Origin of the sequence: Eudoraea algarum (genome assembly GCF_050589645.1) — a bacterium.
Lineage (GTDB): Bacteria > Bacteroidota > Bacteroidia > Flavobacteriales > Flavobacteriaceae > JBNGOQ01.
In genome coordinates this window covers 452742-466163 of record NZ_JBNGOQ010000003.1, presented here as the reverse complement: position 1 = coordinate 466163, position 13422 = coordinate 452742, and the positions used below count along the sequence as shown (strand labels likewise).

Here is a 13422-nt window from a genome sequence, read left to right as displayed (position 1 = left end):
TTTTAGTTCCCGACCACCACTTTGGGGTGCCTTATTATTTTCTCGCCCAAGGTAAAACCTTTTTCCACCACGTCAATAATCTTGCCTTTTAGTTTTTTGCTCGGAGCCGGTATCTGGGTAATGGCATCATGGACCTCTGCGTCAAAAGCATCGCCCTGTTTGATTTTTATTTCCTGTAACCCTTTTACTTTCAGGGTTTCCTTAAGTTTATTGTGAATGAGCTCCACGCCCTTGAACATTTCCTTATCCTCGGACTTGGAAAGTTCCTTGGTGGCCCGGTCAAAATCGTCCAAAACGGGTAAGAGGGAAACAATAACTTCCTGTCCTGCAGTTTTAAAAAGTTCCATCCGCTCTTTGGAGGTACGTTTTTTATAGTTCTCGAACTCCGCAAAAAGACGCAAAAACTTGTCCTTCTCCTTGTCCAATTCTCCCTGGAGCTTTTCTTCTACCGTTTGTTCCTCTACGACAGACTCCTCAACGCGTTCGGTTTCCTCCTGTGTTTGGGTGTCTTGGATAATCTCATCCCTTTCCCCAGCCTTGTTCTTTTTACTCATGTAGTACAACTTTTAAATACTCGGAATTAAAGATGGCAAAAGTACTGCCAATTCTTTAAAAATGTCAAAATGTCACGAAACTTTACAAAAAAAAATCCGCCTGAAGCGGATACGGAAGTAATTACAAACACCCATTTGGTACCTAGACAAACTCCTTGCTGTACTTCTGATCGCTGCTGTCGTGCGGTTGCTCGTCCATATAAAGGTTTTCGAGCGATCTACGGATATTTTGATTATCAAAGACAAAGCCTTCTTCCTCGATTTTTTTACTGCTTACCCGTTGACTGGTGAACAACAGATACGACATTTCTCCAAGAAGCGCCCGCATGATAAATTGCGGAATATTGGGCAGCAACAACGGTCTATTGAGCACGTTGGCGATTTCCTTTGTCAGCTTACTATTGGTCACAGGGTTTGGGCCTACCCCATTATAAATGCCCTCCAACCGATTTTCCACAACAAACAGGAAAATCCTTGCCAAATCCGTAATGTGGATCCAAGATTGCCATTGGTTGCCAGAGCCAAAAGCAGCTCCCATATAGTGGTTAATGGGCCCGGCCATTTGTGGCAAGGCGCCGCCATCTGTTGAAAGGACCAAACCGATCCTCAGCTTGGCCACCTTGCAATTGAAGACCTTAAAGGTGTCTATTTCCTGCTCCCATGCACGGGTAACCTCACCCAAAAAGCTTTTATCTACCTTAGCTTCATCCTCCTCATAAAAATTGGAGAGGGAATTGGGGTAAATACCAATGGCCGATGCAGATACAAAAGACCTTATACTACCGTTATCCATGGTCTGTAGGGCACGGTGCAAGGTCCGTAAACTGTTTATCCGGCTAGACAGGATCTTTTTCTTATAGCTCGGGGTCCACCTTTTTGAAATGGATGCCCCGGCGAGGTTGACGATGGCGGTAACCCCATTAAAACAGTCCAGGTCTATTTCACCAGACTCCGGATTCCAATAAAAACCACGATACCCGTCCTGGCCTACCATCTGTTCTCTCCGGGTAGATAGGTAGTTGACCGATATGTTTTGCGCACGGCACAACGCCACTAGCTTTTGGCCCACCAATCCTGTTGCTCCGGTGATTAAAACCTTCATTTGTTATATTTTATGCCGTTAAATGCATGTGCGGTTACAAAAATATAGGTTTTTGACGCTCAGCCCCAAAGCTTTAGTGCAGGTTTAACAGTATTCTTTAAGCTTTCGTTAAGGGGAACAAAAACTTATGTTAGAATTTAACTTTTTTAGGTGTACCCGTTTAGTTCCTGGTTGCCCGCAACATCTCCCGCTTTCCTGGTGGCCCCGGTAAGCGCTCAACCACAAAACCTACCGCTTGCATGGCTCGTCTTACACTTCCCTTGGCCGAATAGGTGACCAGCACCCCTTTTGGCTTAAGGGCCCGAAACATGATGGAAAAAATAGCAACCGTCCATAACTCGGGCTGTACCCGGGGCCCAAAGGCATCAAAATAGATAAGGTTGAACAAACCGATGTCCTGGATTTCCATAAAGTCCTTTTGCTGTTTGGTCAGCCTAAAGTTATCCGCAATAACCGCCTTCTTTTCCCAATCCGCACTGTGCATTTTATAAAATCCATCCTTGTAGGCAGGGGCGTTCAGCGCTGTAAGGTAGTCCAGTTGGCGTAATTCCGATTCGAGCACAGGATAAGCCTCCACTCCGGTATAATCCACATCCAACTGCTTTTTTTTGCTCTCTATCCAGGTCACCAACGCGTTTAAACCGGTACCGAAACCGATTTCCAGGATGGCCAGCTTTTGTTTCTCAAAAAGCGAGAGTCCGTTGCCAATAAATACGTGATATGCCTCTTGTACCGCACCATGTACGGAATGGTACTGTTCATTCCATTCCTCAATCTGAATGGTTTTGGAACCGTCCGAGGTAGTAATTATTTTTCGTTTCACCCTATTTTTATTGCGCTGATCGCTTAAAATGCACTGCTAAAAGTGTAAGTAAGATGTTAAAACCTTTCGGATATGGCAAAAATTGGATTTCTACAACAAAACTGAGCATTTTTGATTTAAAAAAGAAGCATCAACTTGCGATAATTCTTTAATTTTAACGCATAAAAGCTTTTTATATGGAAACGACCCTAAGCAAATTGAACATTGAAAAAGCAAAAAGTTCAAGAATAAATCAGGTAGATTTTGATAACCTTACCTTTGGATCGGTGTTTACAGACCATATGATGGTGTGTGATTACAGGGATGGGGCTTGGGAAACACCAAGTATAATGCCATATCAGGGCTTGACCCTGGAGCCTTCCGCAAGGGTGTTCCACTATGGCCAAGCTGTATTTGAAGGCATGAAGGCCTATAAGGACGATGACGGTAAATTATGGTTGTTTAGACCGGACGAGAATTTTAGAAGAATCAACACTTCTTGTGCCCGTTTGGCCATGCCCGAGTTTCCGGAAGACTATTTCTTTGACAGCTTAAGGGCATTGCTTCAACTAGACAAGGAATGGGTTAAACCGGGTTATGGAAATTCCCTTTATGTTAGACCTTTTGTTATTGCCTCTCAGCCCAGTGTGATGGCTTCACCTGCCGAAGAGTATAAGTTTATTATCATTCTATCCCCGGCACAGTCCTACTATGGCGGCGAGGTTCGTGTAAAAATCGCGGAAAAATACAGTAGGGCCGCAGACGGTGGTTTTGGCTACGCAAAGGCCGCTGGCAACTATGCGGGTCAGTTCTATCCTACCCAACTGGCCATGCAGGAGGGTTACCAACAAGTGGTTTGGACCGATTCCAATACACATGAATATATTGAGGAAGCAGGTACCATGAACGTTTTTGTGCGTATCGGTGACACCTTGCTCACGGGTCCGACCAATGATAAAATTTTGGATGGGGTAACACGTAAAAGCGTAATTGAGCTTGCAAAGGATCAAGGAATTTCTGTAGAAGTTAGGCCCATTAAGGTATCGGAGTTGGTAGAAGCTTCCAAAAACAATACCCTAAAGGAGATGTTTGGTAGCGGAACCGCAGCGGTCATCAATCCCATCTTAGGCTTTGGGTATAAGGGCGAGCGCTACGAACTTCCCCAATTGGATAATTCCTATGCCGGTAGGTTCAAGAAGCAGCTTATGGATATCCAATACAACAAATCGGAAGACAAGTTTGGCTGGCGCTATGCGGTAGACTAGTTCAACTCTTTTTAAGAGGATATAGGGCGCCACCTTCCGTGGCGCTTTTTTATTTGTCCAGGACGGCCTTGATGTTTGGCTTGAAATAGTTGGGGCCCTTAAGGACCTTGCCGTCCTCCCGATATATCGGATTGCCATCCCTGCCCAACTTGCTCATATTGCTTCTTTGGATTTCCTCAAAGACCTCTTCTATTTTGTCTTGCATGCCGTGCTCCAAGATGGTGCCGCACAAAATATACAACATATCGCCCAAGGCATCCGCCACCTCTACCAAATCCCCCTTATTGGCAGCCTCCAAATATTCCTTGTTTTCCTCATCCATAAGGTTAAACCGCAATTCATTCTTTTGCGTGCCCAGATTCCCACGTAGGGTTTCCGACACTCCAAGCCCAAAGGACCTGTGAAAAAGGGCAACAGCATTAATTTTACTTTTCATTTCCAACTGTTCGTTTAAGGTTTGACCTTCATTGCCCCACTGAAGTGTACGGCAATCCAGGTATATGTGTTTTGGATTTGAACACTATGAAATAATCTATCCCATATGATTTTTCCATATGTTTTTTTGACTTAGCTTTGCGTAAAAGTATGAAATATGTTCAGCAACGGGCAACTAATTTTTGCAGGTATTTTTGTCTTGGTCTTTGCCGGTATTTTAATCCTTTCATATAAAAAAGATAAAAAACTGCATCGGAAGAACTACAGCGGTGTCAAATGGATCGGAATCACCTTTATATCTTTCGTACTCATTCTGTTTTTGATTAAACATTTCCTCAAAAATTAACAGAAACCTTCCATATACCACAAAAATTAACATCTTTACAACATTATTTCTGTTTTCCTCGTATACTATAAGAAAAGACGTACTTTTGCGTTATAACACTAACTATATCCGTTGAAATGGTCACTTTTTTAACTATTCTTTTTGTTTTGATCGCTGTAAATGCGGCCTTACTTGTCTTTAGTGTCAATGGTACCCATAAAAAATCCAGAAAGGCAGCACCTGCTTCCAATATCTTTCCTTTGGATTTGCCTGCTTCCAAATACAAAAAAGCGGTTTAGTTTTTTACCTTTAGGGTATGAAACAAATGTTGCTTGTTTTTTTGGGCGGAGGAATCGGTAGTGTACTTCGCTTCTTTATCAGCAAAACCTTCAACAGCTATTTTCAGAATTTTTTTTTAGGCACTTTTTTGGTGAATATCATCGGATGTCTGCTCATCGGATTTATCCTGGGTATTTCCTTTAGAGGCAACTATCTTTCGCAAAGCCAGACCCTGCTATTGTCCACTGGTTTCTGTGGAGGTTTTACCACTTTCTCGGCCTTCGCGTTTGAGAAGCATTCCCTCCTGCAGGACGGGGAGCTGTTCCATTTCGGCGTTTATACCTTTAGCAGTATTGCAATCGGCGTACTGGCCATAGCACTGGGCCTTTGGCTTGCTAAAATGCTATAAGCGCCTCCATACCTTACTATTTTCCCTTCCACTTTTCCAATTCGTGTAAGCTTCCACGAGGGCGTATCTTTTTGGGAAATTCCATAAAACGTTGACCTTCCTACAGCGGTTCCCAAGGTATCCCTACAAAATAACCAAATATTCATTTTTTTATATTATTAATCATATACCCCTAAAATTTAGGGGTTATATTTAAAATAAACGTAAAAATGTATAGTACACCCCTATTTTTTAGAGGGTCTATACATTATTGATATATATTTGGCATCATTAATAACAATTCAATCATGAAAAAAGTCGAGGCAATTATTAGAAAATCAAAGTTCGACGATGTAAAGAAAGCTTTGCATGCGATCGAAGTTAACTTCTTCAGCTACTGGGACGTAACCGGAGTTGGAAATGAAAAACAGGGACATGTCTATAGAGGGATATCCTATAGTACCAGTGATATCCAAAGAAGGTACTTGGAAATCGTAGTATCGGACGAGTTTTTGGAACGCACGGTCAACACGGTGCTTGAATCGGCCTATACGGGCAACGTAGGGGACGGGAAAATTTTCGTTTCCGATGTCATGCAAGCGTACAGGATCAGAACCAAGGAAAACGGACACGCAGGAATCAACTAAAAAAAATTACCAACTAACAACTATTAGAAATGGACGCAGGATTATTTACAGCTAACAATGTTTGGATGATGGTTTGTACCGCCCTAGTATTTTTTATGCACTTGGGGTTCTCCTTTTTGGAAATTGGGCTTACCAGACAGAAAAACACCGTAAACATTTTATTCAAGAACGTATTCATTATTTGCATGGGGATTTTGCTCTACTATGTTGGAGGATTCAATCTGATGTACCCCGGTTTTGAAGATGGGGACATGGGCCTCTTTAAATTTGCCGGATTCGGCATTGGAGCCCCTGAAAATGGAATGACCCCGGACTACGCCGATGGCGGCTACACCTGGTGGACCGACTTCCTATTTCAAGGCATGTTCGCGGCAACGGCAGCTACCATTGTATCCGGAGCCGTGGCAGAACGAATTAAACTCGGTGGGTTTATGATCTTTACCCTAGTTTATGTAGGGCTGGTCTACCCTATTGTAGGATCTTGGCAGTGGGGCGGCGGTTTCCTTTCCACTCTAGGCGGGGAAAACGGTGGCTTTTATGACTTTGCCGGTTCTACCCTCGTACACTCCGTAGGGGGATGGGGCGCACTTATAGCGGTCTATTTACTGGGGGCACGTATTGGAAAATTTGGCGAGGATGGAAAGACCAAAGCAATCCCAGGGCACAATCTTCCGCTTTCGGCGGCAGGTGTTTTGATCCTTTGGTTGGGATGGTTTGGTTTTAACGGCGGTTCCGTTTTGTCCGCAGATCCAGCAACAACTTCACTTGTGTTGGTGACTACCTGCTTGGCCGCGGCCGCAGGTGGTGTTGGCGCTTTTCTTTTCTCAACGGTCCTCTATAAGAATTACGATCTCACCATGTTCTTAAACGGTATCCTTGGGGGTCTTGTGGGCATTACGGCAGGGGCCGATTTAATGTCGCCCAACGAGGCAGTGGTCATAGGCCTATTGGCCGGTGTAATCATTGTACTCGGCGTCGCCCTGATAGATCGATTGAAATTGGATGATCCCGTTGGTGCCATCGCGGTGCACCTGATCTGCGGTATCTGGGGTACTTTGGCCGTAGGTATCATGGGATCTATGGCGGGTATGGACCAATTCCTATATCAATTGGCAGGAGTGGGAGCTGCCGCAGCCATGTGCTCCGTCTCTGCCTTTGTCATCCTGCTTACAATCAAAAAGGTTTCTGGCCTGCGCGTTTCAAAGCAAGAGGAATTGGAAGGCTTGGATATCCACGAACACGGAATGGATGCCTATGCCGACTTTAGAATGAACCAACATTAACAGAAAAAGAACGGAGCGTTTGGCAGAACGCTCCGTTTATAACCTTTTCACATACAAAACTCAATTTAAACTAGTCAAACATCCTACTCAAATAGGATATCTAAAATCATTGAAATATGAAAACGATTATATATACAAAATACGTAAAAAAAATATTTTTATTCGCATTCGCCCTTCTGTCTACCACAGTTTTTGCTCAGGAGGAGGAAGAGGAAAAATCCAATTTTTCCTTCAGTGGAACAGTAGATGCCTACTATAGGGCCAACCTGAACGGTCTTAACAAGGAAATCCCGGTAATAGAAAATGGTATTCAGACCGGGACTATTACGCCTACGGCGCCAGGTACCTCCTTCGCTAATGATCCAGGCTTTGCCCTGGGTATGGTAAATTTGATTGCCGGTTACGAAGGAGAAAAAGTAGGTTTTGTGGCCGATTTGGTATTTGGTCCCAGAGGCGAGGATGCCGTATTTGGTTCGCCTTTTGGTTCGCCCAACATCGTAAACCAATTGTATGTATATTGGAATGTAAGCGATGCCGTAACCCTTACGCTGGGTAATTTTAATACCTTTTTGGGATATGAAGTAATTTCTCCGGCGGCCAATTTCAACTACAGCACCTCCTATATGTTTTCCTATGGCCCCTTCTCCCATGCCGGTCTCAAGGCCGATTTTGACCTCGGGAACGATTGGTCTGCCATGCTCGCTGTCCTCAATCCAACAGATTTTACGGATATCAATCCTTTTGGGGAGCTTTCGTTTGGCGCCCAACTAGGCTATAGTGGACAGTATTTGAATTTTATCTTCGGCAAGCAGGGCACCAACGAATTACTGGTAGACGGTGTGCTTATAGATACCGACATAAGCTCTTTGTTCCAGGTAGATTTCACCGGTGGCTTTGACGTCTCCGAAGAGTTCTTCCTGGGCATCAATGCCACCTATCAAGATACCGACGGCTTTGGTTTTTACGGAGCAGCACTCTATCCACAAATACAGACTTCCGAAAACTTTAGTATAGGACTGCGCGGGGAATATTTTGCCACGATGGACGGTTTTGGGAACGTAGCCGGTATTGGTTCGGATGCCGATGGGGACGCCAATGTATTTGCCGTGACCCTGACCGGAAATGCTACCGTGGGCAATTTGATCATTAAGCCCGAATTACGGCTGGATACGGCTTCGGAAGATGTGTTTTTAGATCCCGATCTGGAGTTTAACGGCAGTTTGGCCTCCTTCCTGTTGGCGGCCGTGTATTCATTTTAAGGACTTTATTATCATTAGTTTAGTTTGGTTTAAGCATGGGAAAGCCCTGGCATGTATGTCAGGGCTTTTTTTATTCTTCCTTTTGAAAGGTCTTCATCCCGGCCCTAATTTTAGTGTCCAATGTATTCACCCTGGGCACTATGGGGCAGGAATACTTTGGATTATAGACGCAATACGGATTGTAGGCCTTGTTGAAATCAATAATAAGGGAGTCGCCCCGGGGAACGGACAAATCAATATATCGCCCGCCACCATAAGTGCTATTCCCGTTTGTAGCGTCCAGAAAAGGCAAAAAGAGATAATCCTCCACACCAGAGTCCAGCTCCGGGCTCCGATATATTTCTAGACGGAAGTGCTGTCCGTTCAAAGAAAAATGGGCCAGCCCGTAGACTACTTCCGCAGATTTTCTGTCTGTGGTGGTTGGCATCATGAAGGGAACCGCATCTGGTGTACGCTCCAATTTGGCGACGACCCGATAATTGGTATCCGGTTCAAAAAAATTCAACCCTTCAAAGTCTTTTCGATATCTATCCGGCAAGGGTGATGTTTCCGGGTCCTTGAATTTCGCATTGGTTTCCTTCTGGAAACGGAGGATCTCCGCTATGCCCCTCGGTTGGGTATCCACCTTACCCTGTTTGTCAACATCATGGTATTTCTTTTTATCCGAACACCCCAAAACCACTATGGTTAGAATCAAAAACAACAAAAGATAGCGCATCCCGCAAAGTTTAAAACGTAAAAATACAACATCCGATTTTTTTGGTTAGCTTTGTTTCAAAGTATATAGAAAAATGCGGACCGTATCAATTTTTTGGGCGATCAAGGTGTACCCAAGGCAATGGGTCCAGCGCTGCGTTTTTTAAAATCGATACTATTTTAATTATACAAAAGCCTGGTGATCTCACCGGGCTTTTTTTATGTTACCGTTCCCATGAAAAAATTATTTTTTTCGTATCTCGATTCCTTTCAGGGACTTTCCAGGGAAGTGTGGTGGCTTGCGTTGATTACCTTGATCAACAGGGCCGGCACCATGGTCATCCCCTTTTTGTCCCTTTACCTGACACAGGATTTGGGCTTTACTTTGGAAAGCGTTGGGGTGATTATGAGCTGCTTTGGTCTGGGCTCGCTCATAGGTTCCTGGCTGGGCGGAAAGCTCACCGATCGCTATGGGTACTATAAGGTCATGGTGGTTAGCCTAATTGCTACGGGTATTTTGTTTATAGGTATACAGTTTCTAAGTGACTATAGGCTTCTCTGTATCGGGATCTTGGTGCTGATGATCGCCGCGGACGCGTTTAGGCCTGCTTCCTTCGTGGCCTTGAGCGCTTACAGCAAGCCGGAGAACAAAACGAGGTCGGTTACCTTGATCCGATTGGCCATAAATCTGGGATTTTCCGCAGGTCCGGCCCTTGGAGGTATTATCATTGCCACCATGGGCTATCCGGGACTCTTTTGGGTAGATGGCAGCACTTGCATTTTGGCCAGCCTTCTATTGCTTGTTGTATTGCACCCCAAAAAAGCCAAGGTGCTTGACAATATTAGGAACGACGCCCCAAAATCGGCCTATACGGATATGCCCTATTGGTTGTTTATAGTTGCCATGGTGGTGTTCAGTTTTACCTTTGTCCAGTATTTTTCAACGGTGCCGCTGTATTACAATGAGGTACATTACCTTTCGGAGTATCAAATTGGTCTGCTGCTGGGTATGAATGGTTTTTTGATCTTTGCTTTTGAAATGCCCCTCATTAAGTTCATGGAAACCAGACCCTGGTCCAAAATCACCCATATTAGCTTTGGCATGTTTCTGGTCGGGGTAAGTTTTGCTATTTTTAATTTCAGTTCTTGGGCGGGAATCTTGGTAGTGGGGATGTTGTTAATGACCTTAGGGGAGATGATCGCCTTTCCATTTTCCAATGCCTTCGCCATGGACCGTGCCAAACGGGGCAATCAGGGCGAATACATGGCCCTTTATACCATGGCTTTTTCAGTAGCCCATGTTTTTGCCCATAATTCTGGGATGCTGTCCGTAGCCCGTTTTGGATATGACGTTACCTGGTACGGGGTCGCTTTCATCTGCCTATTGGGTATTTTGTTACTTTTACTGCTGAAACGCGTATTAAAGAAATCTGTACGTACCGTCTTATGAAAAAAACACTCCCTTTTGTATTGTACTGTATTCTTCTGGTTGGCTGCCAAGAACAACAAAAGACCTCGCCTTCCGAGAGAGAGGAAGAAAGAACGGTTCCAAAATTGGTCGCCGATCGTTACAATGTGGCCTTTCTGATCATGGACGGCACTTACAATACGGAGCTTACCGCTCCCTATGATATTTTTCAGCATACGCAGTACCGTAAGAACATTAAGGCAATGAACACCTTTACTGTGGCAAACAGCTTGGAGCCCATAACCACCTTTGAAGGGGTACGCCTGCTTCCCGATTTCGACTACACGAAGGACGTGTTACCTCGAATAGATATACTGGTCGTACCCAGTGCGGAGCATCACCTGGATTCCGATTTGCTGGATACTACGATGATCAACTTTGTGAAGCGGGTGGATAAGACTGCCCTCTTTATGACCTCCCATTGCGATGGGGCCTTTGTTTTGGCCAAGGCGGGGGTTTTGGATCAGGTGGTGTCCACTACCTTCCCCAGTGATATAGATCGTTATAAAGCAATGTTCCCTGCACTAAAGGTAAAGGACAGTGTCCTCTTTGTACACGATGGCAAATATATTACCTCCGCTGGAGGGGCCAAGAGTTTTGAGGCCGCCCTCTATTTATGCGAATACTTGTACGGTAAGGAAATTGCGGAATCCCTTGCTCAAGGCTTGGTCATCGATTGGGACCTAGAGCAGGTCCCCCGATTTATTCCTCAATGACATCATAGCGTGCGTCCTTGAGATATTTGGCCACGATCCGATTAAATTCCGGTGTGATCTTGAGCAGGGCCGTATCTTCAAGCTTGTATAGTGATGCCCTGTCCTTATAGCCGTTCTTAAGTAATTCTTCCAAATAAAATAGCGCTGTCCCAAAATCTTCGTTTTTGGCATAGCTCGAAATAATTTTAAGATAATACCGGTATTCCTGTGGGGCGGTAATCGTTTTTAACATCCACAAAAAGTGGAGAGCTTCGGTATCGACCAATCGATCCGCCATAACAATATCAATGTTGTCTTCTATCAGTGCATTTACAAACCCCCTTAACCTTTTCCCCATTTGCCTTTCGGCCCTGTTCTGACTCTTGCAAAACTTCTCCAATTCCTGCATTTGGTAATTCCACCAGCCCAAATTATTGAAATTGTAGGTAAGCACGTCCTCCTCCAAATAATACCCGTAATCTTCCTTGATCAGGGACTCCTTGAAAAGTTGGTTATTCTCGTTCCGCTTCAACGCCCGGTACGCTTTTTTCTTTTTGAGCAAGCGCCTTCTTTCCATCAAAGAATCCATATCCAAATGCGGTCTGTAAACAGATAAAGTCCTAGCCATTAAATCATCTGCCTGTACTAATTTGTTGGAGGCTATGGAAGCCTTTATACTGTCGAGATCCTGGGCAAAGCCTTTTGCGATAAATAGGCTGTCGCGCCGTAAGTTGCCTTTGGCCATAGCAGAAAGTGTAAATATTTCCATGGCCTTGGCGATGTAGTTTTGCCTTGGCCATTCGTGTCCTCCATCAAAAAACAAGCGGTGATTGGGGAACTTTAACCGGTTGAGCATTTTCTTTTGCGCCAACATTTCGGAATAGTTGTAGTCCTCCCTACCCACAATACCGATGAAATGAAACCTATTTTTGATGCTCAGGATTTCCGTTCGGGCTATCCCTGCACCACAGGCAATAACCCCCTCTATTTGTTTGATAAAGGTTGGGATTACGGAGGCAAATCTGGCCCCACTACCATAACCCGCGGTATAAACACGGCTGGCATGTATCGGAAAAAGGGAAAACACCCGATTGAACATTTTATTGGCAATGACGATATTTTTGGGGATGGATAAGGTATCGTACACATTATTGGATGCTGCAAGGATATATCCCTGTTCTTCAGCTGCGGCCTGAAACATTCGAAGCGCCTGAACCGCTTTTCCTTCCATATCAAAAACGAAGACCACCGGCCACTTGCCCGTATTTTCAAAATTCTTTGGGAGGTAAAGGGCAAAACTGTCTGGAATTGAATCGTTGATCGGTACGGTATCCAGAATAATACCCTTTTTCAGGGTAATTTGTTGCGCCTTGGTATGAAAAGTAAAGGAAATACCAAGGAACAGGAATAGTAAAAACTGTTTCATAGCAATTGATTCATCAAAAATCCGGCCAAAAAAAGGCTCTACTAAAGTTATATAAAAGGATTGGCTTATCCACGATTTTAACAAATTCAATAGGCCGCTTGGACAAATGTACCAATGGAAGCACTCGGAGGGTCCCCATGTTGGAAAAATCCCAGGGGTTGGTCTTGGCAGAGATCAAAATTCCGTAACAAGACCGATGCCACCCAAGTTCCCTGCCATTAAACCCTAGCTTAGCCATTTCCCTTGCCAATAGGAGCGTTGGAAATAACGTGCGACAGCACAATATGGGTACGCGCTTCCCCGTATACGATAAGTTTATCAATAAACTGCTCCAAATGGGACTGATCTCGCAACACCACCTCCATGACGATATTTTCATTTCCGGTTATTCGATAGCAATTGACCACCTCGTCAAAGGACACCACAATTTCCAAAAAGGGTTTTAACTTGCCCATAAAGGCCCTTAAGGTAATGATTGCCTTGAGCAAATACCCTGTTTGCGCATGCGAAACTACCGCCTTGTATCCGCTTAGAATACCCAGGTCCTCCATTTTCTTGATACGCTCTGCAACAGCCGGAGGAGTCAACCCCACTTTCCGGCCAATATTGGCAAAGGAATCGCGAGCATTTTCTTGTAGGCATTGCAAAATGCTCCAGTTTAAATCATCTATCTTAATATTCAAAACAATGTCGTTTAAATAATTTGCTTTTAAAAGCCAAATTACAAAATTGCTATGGATTCTAAAGTTAAAATTCCCAATTTGACCGTAACTTTATAGGACGAAAGTTGCTATTACA

15 protein-coding genes are annotated in these 13422 nt (G+C 44.3%); 8 read left to right on the top strand and 7 right to left on the bottom strand.

The genetic code is table 11. From position 1 onward, the window contains the following. Window positions 1-2: 2 nt before the first annotated feature. From ACRD67_RS12795 to mnmC2, 3 genes are all read right to left on the bottom strand, one after another. On the bottom strand, window positions 3-554 hold the full coding sequence (locus ACRD67_RS12795; RefSeq protein ID WP_430967546.1) for a nucleotide exchange factor GrpE: 552 nt from the start codon (window positions 552-554) through the stop codon (window positions 3-5). 142 nt (window positions 555-696) lie between these two features. Then, window positions 697-1656 carry a TIGR01777 family oxidoreductase gene (locus tag ACRD67_RS12790; RefSeq protein WP_430967545.1) on the bottom strand — a complete coding sequence of 320 codons (960 nt, stop codon included), beginning with the start codon at window positions 1654-1656 and terminating at the stop codon, window positions 697-699. Between the two features lie 160 nt (window positions 1657-1816). Next, the gene (gene mnmC2 / locus ACRD67_RS12785) at window positions 1817-2479 is read right to left on the bottom strand and encodes a tRNA (5-methylaminomethyl-2-thiouridine)(34)-methyltransferase MnmC2 (protein WP_430967544.1); all 663 of its coding nucleotides are present in this window, start codon (window positions 2477-2479) and stop codon (window positions 1817-1819) included. A gap of 176 nt (window positions 2480-2655) precedes the next feature. Between mnmC2 and ACRD67_RS12780 the strand changes: the two genes are divergently transcribed. Next, complete coding sequence (locus tag ACRD67_RS12780; protein ID WP_430967543.1) at window positions 2656-3723, top strand: branched-chain amino acid aminotransferase; 1068 nt, start codon at window positions 2656-2658, stop codon at window positions 3721-3723. Window positions 3724-3772: 49 nt separating this feature from the next. Here the strand turns inward: ACRD67_RS12780 and ACRD67_RS12775 are convergent, their stop codons facing one another. Beyond that, window positions 3773-4159 (bottom strand): pyrophosphohydrolase domain-containing protein, encoded by a 387-nt coding sequence (locus ACRD67_RS12775; protein WP_430967542.1) that lies wholly within the window; start codon window positions 4157-4159, stop codon window positions 3773-3775. 461 nt (window positions 4160-4620) lie between these two features. On the opposite strand from ACRD67_RS12775, the gene ACRD67_RS12770 reads away from it, so the two are divergent. The 5 genes from ACRD67_RS12770 (at window position 4621) to ACRD67_RS12750 (ending at window position 8339) form a co-directional block, all read left to right on the top strand. Then, complete coding sequence (locus ACRD67_RS12770; RefSeq protein WP_430967541.1) at window positions 4621-4782, top strand: hypothetical protein; 162 nt, start codon at window positions 4621-4623, stop codon at window positions 4780-4782. Window positions 4783-4799: 17 nt separating this feature from the next. Then, window positions 4800-5171 (top strand): fluoride efflux transporter CrcB, encoded by a 372-nt coding sequence (crcB, locus tag ACRD67_RS12765; RefSeq protein ID WP_430967540.1) that lies wholly within the window; start codon window positions 4800-4802, stop codon window positions 5169-5171. A gap of 287 nt (window positions 5172-5458) precedes the next feature. Continuing rightward, entirely contained in the window at window positions 5459-5797 is a 339-nt protein-coding gene (locus ACRD67_RS12760) for a P-II family nitrogen regulator (RefSeq protein WP_430967539.1), read from the top strand. Between the two features lie 29 nt (window positions 5798-5826). Then, window positions 5827-7080 (top strand): ammonium transporter, encoded by a 1254-nt coding sequence (locus tag ACRD67_RS12755; protein WP_430967538.1) that lies wholly within the window; start codon window positions 5827-5829, stop codon window positions 7078-7080. 116 nt (window positions 7081-7196) lie between these two features. Continuing rightward, window positions 7197-8339 carry an outer membrane beta-barrel protein gene (locus ACRD67_RS12750; RefSeq protein WP_430967537.1) on the top strand — a complete coding sequence of 381 codons (1143 nt, stop codon included), beginning with the start codon at window positions 7197-7199 and terminating at the stop codon, window positions 8337-8339. Window positions 8340-8409: 70 nt separating this feature from the next. On the opposite strand, the gene ACRD67_RS12745 is transcribed toward ACRD67_RS12750, so the two are convergent. Then, entirely contained in the window at window positions 8410-9057 is a 648-nt protein-coding gene (locus ACRD67_RS12745; RefSeq protein WP_430967536.1) for a DUF1684 domain-containing protein, read from the bottom strand. 213 nt (window positions 9058-9270) lie between these two features. Between ACRD67_RS12745 and ACRD67_RS12740 the strand changes: the two genes are divergently transcribed. Beyond that, window positions 9271-10485 (top strand): MFS transporter, encoded by a 1215-nt coding sequence (locus tag ACRD67_RS12740; protein ID WP_430967535.1) that lies wholly within the window; start codon window positions 9271-9273, stop codon window positions 10483-10485. Then, a complete protein-coding gene (locus ACRD67_RS12735) occupies window positions 10482-11219 on the top strand; it encodes a DJ-1/PfpI family protein (RefSeq protein WP_430967534.1) in 738 nt (245 codons plus the stop codon). The genes ACRD67_RS12740 and ACRD67_RS12735 overlap by 4 nt, the downstream gene beginning before the upstream one ends. On the opposite strand, the gene ACRD67_RS12730 is transcribed toward ACRD67_RS12735, so the two are convergent. Together ACRD67_RS12730 and ACRD67_RS12725 are read right to left on the bottom strand one after the other, a co-directional pair. Next, window positions 11206-12624: an alpha/beta hydrolase family protein gene (locus tag ACRD67_RS12730; RefSeq protein WP_430967533.1), complete on the bottom strand. Its 1419-nt coding sequence runs from the start codon at window positions 12622-12624 to the stop codon at window positions 11206-11208. The genes ACRD67_RS12735 and ACRD67_RS12730 overlap by 14 nt on opposite strands. A 230-nt stretch (window positions 12625-12854) precedes the next feature. Beyond that, entirely contained in the window at window positions 12855-13307 is a 453-nt protein-coding gene (locus ACRD67_RS12725) for an Lrp/AsnC family transcriptional regulator (RefSeq protein ID WP_430967532.1), read from the bottom strand. Between the last annotated feature and the right edge of the window lie 115 nt (window positions 13308-13422).

Excerpts from the sequence above, each read along its gene's own strand:
- ACRD67_RS12795 (WP_430967546.1), bottom strand. The coding sequence starts at position 554 with ATGAGTAAAAAGAACAAGGCTGGGGAAAGGGATGAGATTATCCAAGAC.
- ACRD67_RS12770 (WP_430967541.1), top strand. The coding sequence starts at position 4,621 with ATGGTCACTTTTTTAACTATTCTTTTTGTTTTGATCGCTGTAAATGCG.
- ACRD67_RS12730 (WP_430967533.1), bottom strand. The coding sequence starts at position 12,624 with ATGAAACAGTTTTTACTATTCCTGTTCCTTGGTATTTCCTTTACTTTT.
- ACRD67_RS12735 (WP_430967534.1), top strand. The coding sequence starts at position 10,482 with ATGAAAAAAACACTCCCTTTTGTATTGTACTGTATTCTTCTGGTTGGC.
- ACRD67_RS12760 (WP_430967539.1), top strand. The coding sequence starts at position 5,459 with ATGAAAAAAGTCGAGGCAATTATTAGAAAATCAAAGTTCGACGATGTA.
- ACRD67_RS12780 (WP_430967543.1), top strand. The coding sequence starts at position 2,656 with ATGGAAACGACCCTAAGCAAATTGAACATTGAAAAAGCAAAAAGTTCA.
- ACRD67_RS12755 (WP_430967538.1), top strand. The coding sequence starts at position 5,827 with ATGGACGCAGGATTATTTACAGCTAACAATGTTTGGATGATGGTTTGT.
- crcB (WP_430967540.1), top strand. The coding sequence starts at position 4,800 with ATGAAACAAATGTTGCTTGTTTTTTTGGGCGGAGGAATCGGTAGTGTA.
- ACRD67_RS12745 (WP_430967536.1), bottom strand. The coding sequence starts at position 9,057 with ATGCGCTATCTTTTGTTGTTTTTGATTCTAACCATAGTGGTTTTGGGG.
- ACRD67_RS12750 (WP_430967537.1), top strand. The coding sequence starts at position 7,197 with ATGAAAACGATTATATATACAAAATACGTAAAAAAAATATTTTTATTC.
- ACRD67_RS12790 (WP_430967545.1), bottom strand. The coding sequence starts at position 1,656 with ATGAAGGTTTTAATCACCGGAGCAACAGGATTGGTGGGCCAAAAGCTA.
- ACRD67_RS12740 (WP_430967535.1), top strand. The coding sequence starts at position 9,271 with ATGAAAAAATTATTTTTTTCGTATCTCGATTCCTTTCAGGGACTTTCC.
- ACRD67_RS12775 (WP_430967542.1), bottom strand. The coding sequence starts at position 4,159 with ATGAAAAGTAAAATTAATGCTGTTGCCCTTTTTCACAGGTCCTTTGGG.